The 8,776-nt window shown below is 69.3% G+C and carries 9 protein-coding genes; 8 read left to right on the top strand and 1 reads right to left on the bottom strand.

What is annotated here, in order from left to right:
• From ACTB72_RS08550 to ACTB72_RS08515, 8 genes are all read left to right on the top strand, one after another.
• Positions 1-252 (top strand): AMP-binding enzyme (locus tag ACTB72_RS08550; protein WP_463036568.1); only part of this gene is annotated, 252 nt, incomplete at its 5' end.
• Positions 249-1,298 carry a phosphotransferase family protein gene (locus ACTB72_RS08545; protein WP_463036567.1) on the top strand — a complete coding sequence of 350 codons (1,050 nt, stop codon included), beginning with the start codon at positions 249-251 and terminating at the stop codon, positions 1,296-1,298. The genes ACTB72_RS08550 and ACTB72_RS08545, both read left to right, overlap by 4 nt.
• The gene (locus ACTB72_RS08540; RefSeq protein WP_463036566.1) at positions 1,298-1,681 is read left to right on the top strand and encodes a DUF6285 domain-containing protein; all 384 of its coding nucleotides are present in this window, start codon (positions 1,298-1,300) and stop codon (positions 1,679-1,681) included. The genes ACTB72_RS08545 and ACTB72_RS08540 overlap by 1 nt, the downstream gene beginning before the upstream one ends.
• Positions 1,682-1,685: 4 nt before the next feature.
• Positions 1,686-3,029, top strand: coding sequence for an acyl-CoA dehydrogenase family protein (locus ACTB72_RS08535; protein WP_463036565.1), 1,344 nt, complete (start codon positions 1,686-1,688; stop codon positions 3,027-3,029).
• 163 nt (positions 3,030-3,192) lie between these two features.
• A complete protein-coding gene (locus ACTB72_RS08530; RefSeq protein WP_463036564.1) occupies positions 3,193-4,350 on the top strand; it encodes a C4-dicarboxylate TRAP transporter substrate-binding protein in 1,158 nt (385 codons plus the stop codon).
• Positions 4,351-4,461: 111 nt separating this feature from the next.
• On the top strand, positions 4,462-5,619 hold the full coding sequence (locus ACTB72_RS08525) for a C4-dicarboxylate TRAP transporter substrate-binding protein (RefSeq protein ID WP_463036563.1): 1,158 nt from the start codon (positions 4,462-4,464) through the stop codon (positions 5,617-5,619).
• 96 nt (positions 5,620-5,715) lie between these two features.
• Positions 5,716-6,252 carry a TRAP transporter small permease gene (locus ACTB72_RS08520; RefSeq protein ID WP_463036562.1) on the top strand — a complete coding sequence of 179 codons (537 nt, stop codon included), beginning with the start codon at positions 5,716-5,718 and terminating at the stop codon, positions 6,250-6,252.
• Positions 6,245-7,552, top strand: coding sequence for a TRAP transporter large permease (locus tag ACTB72_RS08515; RefSeq protein ID WP_463036561.1), 1,308 nt, complete (start codon positions 6,245-6,247; stop codon positions 7,550-7,552). Before ACTB72_RS08520 ends, ACTB72_RS08515 begins: the two co-directional genes overlap by 8 nt.
• Before the next feature lie 68 nt (positions 7,553-7,620).
• Here ACTB72_RS08515 and ACTB72_RS08510 read toward each other — a convergent pair whose 3' ends face one another.
• Positions 7,621-8,748, bottom strand: a complete 1,128-nt coding sequence (locus ACTB72_RS08510) for a DUF3616 domain-containing protein (protein WP_463036560.1) — start codon at positions 8,746-8,748, stop codon at positions 7,621-7,623.
• Between the last annotated feature and the right edge of the window lie 28 nt (positions 8,749-8,776).

Genomic DNA, 8,776 nt, shown 5'->3' with positions numbered 1-8,776 from the left:
GGCGAGGCCGCGGTGATCGGCGTGCCGGACGAGAAATGGGGCGAGGCCGTCAAGGCCATCGTCACCCCCAAGGCGGGGCGCAAGGTCGACCCGGACGAGGTCGCCGCCTGGATCCGCACCCGCATCGCCGCCTTCAAGTGCCCCAAGACGGTGGACGTGATCGTCGAGATGCCGCGCAATGCGTCCGGCAAACTGCTGAAGCGCGAGCTGCGCGCCCCCTATTGGGAGGGCCGTGAGCGGCAGGTGAATTGAGCGCGCCCGCCCGGAAGGACACCCGCGCCGCCGACGCCGCGGCGGCGGAGGCCGCAGCCGCCTCCGAAGAGACCGCGCTGCACGCCGCGCTGACCCGCCTCGCGCCCCGCCTGGGCGGCGAGGCCATCGAGGGGCTCACCCGCCTGTCCGGCGGGGCGAGCCAGGAGACCTGGGCGTTCCGCGCCGCAGGCGGCGACGGGGCCCGCGAGTTGATCCTGCGCCGCCGTCCCCCCGCGGCCCGCCCCGGCAAGGGCGGCATCCCGCTGGCGACGGAGGCCGCGCTGATCGGCCTCGCCGCCGGGCAGGGCGCTCCCGTCCCCGCCATCGCCCATCTGCTGACGCCCGAGGACGGGGCCGGCGAGGGGTTCGTCATGGCGCGGGCGCCGGGCGAAACCCTCCCCGCCCGCATTCTTCGAAAGCCCGAGTTCGCGGGGGTTCGCGAGGGCTTCGCCGCGGAATCCGGCGCCATCCTCGCCGCCATCCATCGCATCGACGCGGACGGCCTGGGGCTGGAGGCGCGGACGCCGGAAACCTCGCTCGCCCGGCTTGCCGCGCGTCATGCGGAGTTCGGTCAGGCCCGCCCGGTCTTCGATCTGGCCTTCGCGCGCCTCGCGCAAACCGCGCCTGCGCCCCGCGCGCCGCGGCTGGTGCATGGCGATTTCCGGATGGGCAACATCCTGTGCGGTCCCGACCGGATCTGCGCGGTGCTCGACTGGGAAATGGCGCATCTGGGCGACCCGATGTCCGATTTCGGCTGGGTCTGCATGGGCTCCTGGCGCTTCGGCGGCGCGCATCCGGTCGGCGGCTGCGGCGCGCGCGAGGATCTGTGGGCCGCCTACGAAGCCGCGGGCGGCGAGACCGTCGACCCGAAATCCGCGCGGTGGTGGGAGAGCTTCGGCGCCCTCCATTGGGGCGTGATCATCGAGGAGATGGGCGCCTGGATCCGCGCCGGGGTCGACCACTCGGTCGAGCGTCACGTCATCGCGCGGCGCGCCTCCGAAACCGAACTGCTGCTCATCGCCGACCTGACGGGGAGGGAGATCTGATGCAGGATTTTCCCAGACCCCAGGACATCCTCGCCGCCGTCTCCGCCTGGCTGCGCGAGACCGCGGCCCCCAATCTGCCCCCCCATGCGGCGTTCGAGGCGCGCGTCTCCGCCGCCGCCGTCGACCTCGCCGCCCGTGCGCTGGATGCAGGCCCCGGCGAGACCGCGGAGGCCGCCCGCCTGACCGCCCTGCTGGGCGAGACCGGGGATCTCGCCTCCCTCACCGAAAAGCTCTCCGCCCGGATCAAGGCGGGGGAGGTCGACCTTTCGACCCCCGGCCTCGCCGATCACCTCTGGACAACGACGATGGAAAAACTCGCCGTCGACCAGCCGGGCTTCGCCCCCTACCGCCGCGCCCGAACGGCGGAGAGACAGGAAGGATAACCCCATGGATTTCGCGCTGCCCCCCGAACTGGTCGACTACCTCGCCCGGCTCGACGCCTTCATCGAGGCGGAGATCAAGCCGCTGCAGGCCCAGGACGACAACGAGCGGTTCTTCGACCACCGCCGCGAATACGCCCGCACCGATTTCGAAGCCGGCGGCCTGCCGCGCCCGGAATGGGAGGCGCTGCTCGACGAAGCGAAGGCGCGCGCCGACAAGGCCGGGTTCTACCGGTTCTCGCTGCCCAAGGAATTCGGCGGCGACGGCGGGTCGAACCTGTGGATGGCGGTGATCCGCGAGCATCTGGCGGCCAAGGGTCTGGGTCTGTTCAACGATTTGCAGAACGAACACTCGGTGGTCGGGAATTTCCCGGTCATCGTCATGCTGCGCGACTTCGGCACGCCCGCGCAGAAAGAAAAATTCATCAAGGGCGCGCTCGCCGGAGAATACCGCATGGCCTTCGGGCTGACCGAGCCGGACCACGGCTCGGACGCGACCCATATGGAGACGCGCGCGGTCGAGGAGACCCGCGACGGCGTGAAGGGCTGGCGGATCGACGGCGAGAAGATGTGGATCACCGGGATGCATGAGGCGTCCCATTGCGTGATCTTCGCGCGCACGTCCGGAGAGGCCGGGGACGCCAAGGGCATCACCGCCTTTCTGACGCCCTCCGATACGCCGGGTCTGAAGGTCGAGGAGTTCCTCTGGACCTTCAACATGCCCACCGACCACCCGCGCCTGAGCTTCACCAACCTCTGGGTGCCGGACGAGGCGGTGTTCGGCCCGATGGGCGGCGGTCTCGCGCTCGCGCAGGCGTTCGTCCATGAGAACCGGATCCGCCAGGCGGCCTCCAGCCTCGGCGCGGCCTGCTACTGCATCGAAGAGTCGATCCGCTACGCCCGCCACCGCAAGCCCTTCGGGACGGAGCTCGCCCGCAACCAGGCGATTCAGTTCCCGCTGGTGGAGCTTGCGACCCAGGCCGAGATGCTGCGCCTCTTGATCCGCAAGACCGCGTGGGAGATGGACTCGATGCCCCACCCGGAAGTCGAAAAGCGGCTCTCGGACAAGGTGTCCATGTGCAATTACTGGGCGAACCGGCTGTGCTGCGAAGCCGCCGACCGGGCCATGCAGGTCCATGGCGGCATCGGCTATTCGCGCCACAAGCCGTTCGAACACATCTTCCGCCATCACCGCCGCTACCGGATCACCGAAGGCTCGGAAGAGATCCAGATGCGCAAGGTCGGCGCCTATCTCTTCGGCTATCTGGGCGAGCGCCGCGGCAAGATCCCGGAACCCACGCCGCGCAGCGCCGCGGCCCCGGCCGCGCCTCGCAAGCACGCGGCCGAATGAATTCCCGCGGGCGGGCCGAAAGGCGCGCCCGCGCGGCATGACCGGAGGGCGGGGGCGGGAGCCCGCCCCTTCGGGGGGAGGGCGCGGGAAGACCGACCGCGCCGCAGCACGCGAAAACCGGGGGCCAGGCCCTTCGGATCACAAAGACAGGGAGCGATATCGTATGAAACTCAACCGCAAGATCGCCGCCGGGCTCTTCGGCCTCGGCGCCGCGCTGACCGCCTCGGGCGCGGCCACCACCGCTTCGGCCGACACGCTGCGCTTCGCCATCGGCTGGCCGCCGAACACCAACGCCGCCGGGTCCTTCGACACCTTCGCCGAGATCCTCGACAAGGAGACCGGCGGCGAGACCAAGGCCAAGATCTATCCGCTGTCGCTGCTCAACTTCCTCGAGTCGACCTCGGGCGTGCGCGACGGCATCGCCGACCTGACCACGATCCTGCTGCCCTACTTCCTGTCCGAGTTCCCCGCCTCGAACTTCGGCACCGAGCTCGCCGCGCTCACCGACCTCACGGTCGAGGACGGCGACCGGGTCGGCATCGTCTTCGCCGGCGCCTATCAGGAATGGCTGCTGTTCAACTGCCCGGCCTGCCTCGACGAATTCTCGGCGCAGAACGCGGTGTTCCTCGGCGGCGGCTCCTCCACCCGCTATCACCTGATCTGCAACAAGGAGGTCAACTCGCTCGAGCAGCTGCAGGGCGCCCGCATCCGCGCCGGTGGCGCGTGGTGGGCCCGCTGGGCGACCGCGATGGGGGCCACGCCCGTGTCGATGTCGATCAACGAGACCTTCGAGGGCCTGAACCAGGGCGTGCTCGACTGCTCCGCCTCGTCGAACCCCGAGCTCTTCAACTTCGGCTTCATCGACGTGGTGAAGTTCCTGACCGAAGGCGCTCCGGGCTCGCAGTTCCCGTCGGCCACCGCGGTGGTCAACAAGGACGTGTGGAGCGGCGCCGACGAGGCGACCCGCACCGCCATGCTGAAGGCGGCCGCCGGTCTCGCCGCCAAGATCACCTATGTCTACATCGAGGAGTCCGAGAAGGGCATCGCCGAGATGAAGAAGCGCGGCATCCCCGTCGCGATGGCCGCCCCGGACCTGCTGGAGAAGTCCCGCGCCCATGTGGCCGCGGACCCGACCACGCTGGCCGCGTCCTATGCCGAGCGCTTCGGCCTGAAGGACGGCGAGGCGCTGACCGAGAAGATGAAGGAGCTGATCGTGAAGTGGGACGGCCTGACCAAGGACGTCAAGACCACCGAGCAGCTCGCCGACCTTTACTGGACCGAGATCATGTCCAAGGTCGACGTCGCCACTTACGGCCAGTGAGCCCGACGGCTCGGCGCCTTGTTCCGAGCGCCGCGCCCTGAGACCCAAGCGCTCCGCCCGACGCCAAGAAGCGGGCGGGGCGCCATCATCACTCCGGGGAGGAGACCCGCCATGAAGACCACGATCCGATCGACCGCGTTCGCGGCGCTGGGCGCCGCCGCGCTCCTGACCGCCGCCGGCGCGCCGGCCGAGGCGACGCAGCTGCGCTTCGCCGTCGGCTCTCCGCCCAACTCGCTGGGCGACAACGCCGCCAACTACTTCGCCGAGAAGCTCGACGCGTTCTCGGGCGGCGACATGACCGCCAAGGTCTACCCGCTGTCGCTGCTCAACCTGATGGAATCCAACACCGGTCTGCGCGACGGCATCGCCGACGTCGCCACGGTGCTGTGGCCCTATTTCCTGGCCGAGTATCCCGAGACCAATCTCGCCGCCGAGCTCGCCGCCCTGTCGGAGCTGCTCGACGGGGAGAAGATGCAGAACACGCTCGCCTATCTGGGCGCCGTGTCGGAATACGTGGCCCTGCACTGCCCCGAATGCCGGGCGGAGACCAAGGCGCAGAACCAGGTGTTCCTCGCCGGTCTCGGCACCTCCGCCTACATCCTGCAGTGCATGAAGCCGGTGACCACGGTCGAGGACATGCAGGGCCTGCGCGTGCGCGCCGGCGGCGCCTGGTGGACCCGCTGGGCCAACGCCATGGGCGCGACCCCGGTGTCGATGTCGATCAACGAGACCTTCGAGGGGCTGAACCAGGGCGTGCTCGACTGCACCGCCTCCAACCCCGCCGAGCTGACCCAGTTCGGCTTCATCGACGCGGTCAAGCACATCACCACCGGCGTCCCGGGCTCGTCCTTCGCCTTCGGCATGGGGCAGATGAACCTCGACACCTGGAATTCGCTCTCGAACGAGGAGCGGACCCAGGTCCTGCACGCCGCCGCCTACCTCTCGGGTTCGGGCATCATGGCCTATTTCGACGACGGCCGGGTCAATGTCGAGGAGAAGGCCCCCGCGCGCGGCATCGAGATCGTCGAGGCCTCGCCCGAGCTGATCGCCAAGAGCCGCGCCTGGATCGAGTCCGATCTCGGCTCCCTCGCCGCCTCCTACGAGGAGCGGTTCGGGATCAAGGAGACCGACGCCAAGATCGCCACCCTGCGCAAGCTGATCGACGAGTGGGTGCCGCGCATGGAAGGCGTGAAGACCAAGGACGATCTCGCCGCTGTGCTTTGGGAGAACGTCCAGTCGAAGATCGATGTCGCGACCTATGGTCAGTAAGACCCACGTGACCCTGCGGCGGCCTGCGGAACCCTCCGCCGGCCGTCGTCGTTTCCAGCCCCCTCCCGCAACCCCCAGCTGAAAGGCGAGGTCTTCATGCGCCGGATCGCTCAGATCCTGAATATGCTCGTGTCGGCCGCCTCCGCGGTCGGCCTGCTCTGCGTCACGTTGATGATGCTGCATGTGGTGGCCGATGTGATCGGCCGCTTCGTGTTCAACATGCCGGTGGAAGGCACGATCACCATCGTGTCCAACTACTACATGGTGTTCCTCGCCTTCTCGGCCCTCGCCGTGGCCGAGACGCGCGACGCCCATATCTCGGTGGAGGTCGTGGCCGACCTGATGCCGCGCGCCGCCCAGCCCTGGCTGTCGATCCTGACCTGCATGATCTCGGTGGGCGCGTTCTCGCTGCTCGCCGTGCGCACCTGGATGGAGGCGGGGACCAAGTTCGCCTCCGGGGCCGCGCTTCAGCAGGGGATGATCACCATCCCGATCTGGCCGACCTATTACGCGCTGCCCCTCGGCTGCGGGCTGATGGCCATCGTCGCGTTCTGGAAACTGATCTGCATCGTCACCCGCCAGCCCACGGGGTTCGCGGGCATGGCCAGCATGAAAGAGGCCCTCCATGACTGAAGTCGAGATCGGGCTTGCCGGACTCGGCATCCTCTTCGGCCTGATCGCGCTGCGCGTGCCGATCGGCATCGCGCTGATCGCGGTCAGCTTCGGCGGCCTGTGGTGGATGATGGGCTGGCGGATCGCGTGGGGCGCGCTCGCCACCATGCCCTACCAGTTCGCGGCCAACTGGGTGCTCAGCTCGGTGCCGATGTTCCTGCTGCTGGGCTTCATCTGCTACCATACCAACCTGACGCGCGGCATGTTCCACGCGGCCAAGGTCTGGACCTCGGCGCTGCCGGGGGGGCTTGCGATCGCGGCGATCTTCGGGTCGGCCGGCTTCGCGGCGGTGTCGGGCTCGTCCATCGCCTGCTCGGCCGCCATGGGCAAGATCGCCGTGCCCGAGATGATGAAGATGAAATACGACCCCGAGCTCGCCACCGGCACGGTCGCCGTCGCGGGCACCATCGGGGCGCTGATCCCGCCGTCGATCATCCTGATCCTCTACGGCGTGATCGCGCAGGAATCGATCTCGGGCCTGTTCCTGGGCGGCATCGCAGCCGGCATCATGTCGGCGGTCGGCTACGTGCTGGTCGTGCTGATCCGGGTGAAGATCAACCCCAGACTCGCCCCCAGATATGAGGGCGCGGAGCCGCTCAATGTGCGCCTCGCCGCCCTGCGCGACACCTGGCCGATCCTGCTGGTCATGGTCGGCATCTTCGGCGGGCTCTTCGGCGGCGTCTTCACCCCGACCGAGGCCGGGGCCATCGGCGCCTTCCTCGCCTGCCTGGTGGCGCTTCTGCGCGGCGACCTGAACTGGGCGCGGTTCCGGCTGGCGGCGGAGGAGACGATGATCACCACCGCGGCCCTGATCGTGATCGCGGTCGGCGCCACGCTGCTGACGCGGTTCCTGACCCTGTCGGGGGCGGGCGACTACCTGTCGGAGAGCATCATCTCGCTCAGCGCCTCGCCGACGCTGCTGCTGCTGGGCATCGTCATGGTCTACCTGATCCTGGGCATGTTCCTGGAGCCGATCGGGGCGATGCTGCTGACCCTGCCGATCATGCTGCCCATCGTCGCCGATGCGGGCTGGAGCGCGCTGTGGTTCGGCGTGATCCTGTGCAAGCTGCTGGAGATCGGGATGATCACGCCGCCCATCGGGATGAACGTGTTCGTCATCAAGGGCGTGGTCGGGGATCTGGTCACCACCTCGCAGATCTTCCGGGGCGTGTTCTGGTTCCTGGTGATGGATCTGTTCGTGCTGGCGATCCTCAGCGCCTTTCCGGACATCATCCTGTTCCTGCCGGGCATGTTCAACTAGCCGGCCGGGCACGCGACGCCTTCCGCGGAGGGCCGGGTTCGCCCGGCCCTCCGTTCCGTTTCCGGGCCTCAGGCGCCGAACGCGAAAAGATCGGCTTCCAGGCTCTGGCTTTCGGGCGGGGTGCGATCGGGGTGGGGCGAATCGTGCGCCACCAGCAGCCGGCGCCCCTGCGCCGTCGCCAGAAGCGCGATCCCCTCGGCGTTGTCGGCGCCGCGACGGACCGGCAGGTCCAGCTCGCGCCCGATGCGCTTGGCCTCCCACAGCGGGCGCGCGGGGTCGAAACGCCCGATGGTCCAGACCGATTGCAGGGCCGAGAGGTCGGTGGTCGCGCCAGACAGGATCAGCAGCCGGTCGCCGTCCCAGCACATGTCGCGCACGCCCTGGCCCCCCAGATCCACCGCGTGCAGCGCGTATCGCCGCCCGTCCTTCAGCCGGCGGGGCTTGAGGAACCCGTCCTGCGTCTCCTTCATCTCCAGCCGCAGGATCAGCGCCCATCCGCGCAGGACCGGCCCGCGCAGACCCAGCAGCACGGTCATCCCGCGCGCCGCCAGTCCTTCGATGTCCAGCCCGTTCTCCTTGCAGGGCAGGTCCGCGAAAGGGCCGATCAGAGGGTCCTTGCGCAGTCGGCGCCTGAGCCAGCTGTCGCGGTCGCCGTCGATCTCCACCATCCGCGCCCGGCGCGCGCCGTCCTGCTCCACCGGCTCGAACACGCCCTCGCCCCGGTCGACCAGCGGCAGCCGGCCGAGGAACGCCCGATTGGGGTCCCACCTGGTCTTCTCCAGCCGCCGCATCCTGCCCGGCCTGGGATCCTTGCGCTTGATCGAATGCGAACCCGTGACCCACAGCCAGCCAGCCGAAACGTCGATCCCCTCGATGTCCATCTCCCCCGCCGGCCCGTCGGGCAGGTCGAACACCGCCCCGAGCGGGAAGGACTCATGCCCCTCCGCCTCCCCCGTCGCCGGATCGAACAGCACCCGCTCCACGCTCGCCGTCTCGTCGCAGGCGCAGAAGATCGAGCGGCCGGCGATGGCGAGCGAGCTGATGTCCTGCCAGATCGGGTCCGCGACATGGGCGATGTCGCGCTGATGCTGAAAGCGCAGGGTCAGCGCCGCCTCCGGTCCGCGGGCGCGGGGCAGGCCGCTGGGCCCGTGGTCAGGGTCCTGCGGGCGGGGATGACGGGTGGAAGTGCGGGACATGGCGGCTCCGGACGGTTTCGGGTCCGGC

The organism is Albimonas sp., assembly GCF_055129145.1.
This window is presented reverse-complemented; position numbering and strand designations above follow the sequence as displayed.